Annotated in this window: 1 pseudogene; it reads right to left on the bottom strand. The window is 63.0% G+C overall.

Features of this window, described 5'->3' with window-relative positions:
• Positions 1-357 (bottom strand): annotated as a pseudogene (locus tag ACK3CV_RS25375) (intermembrane transport protein PqiB); the annotation flags it as partial.

Here is a 357-nt window from a genome sequence, read left to right as displayed (position 1 = left end):
CCTGCGCCACCGTGCCCAGACGAATGCCGCGGAACTCGACCGGGGCGCCCGGCTGCAGGCCGCGCACCGAATCGGAAAAGAACAGCAGGTAGTCCTTATGCACGGTATACAGCGAATCCTGCGTGCTACGCTGGTTGTCGAACAGCTGGTACTCCGCCTTCTCTTTCGCCTGTTCGCCGCGATCCCAGCCCTCCGGCACGTCAAAACTGACGCCGCCGCTGAACAGGGTGGTCAGCGACCCCATCTCCACCCGCATGCCCTGCGCCGACATGTCGAACGCCACGCCGCTGTCTTTCCAGAAGCGCACGTTGGTGGTGACCAGCTGATCGTAAGGCGCGGTAATGAACAGCTGATAGC

This window comes from Serratia sp. TSO36 (assembly GCF_057808395.1).
This window is presented reverse-complemented; position numbering and strand designations above follow the sequence as displayed.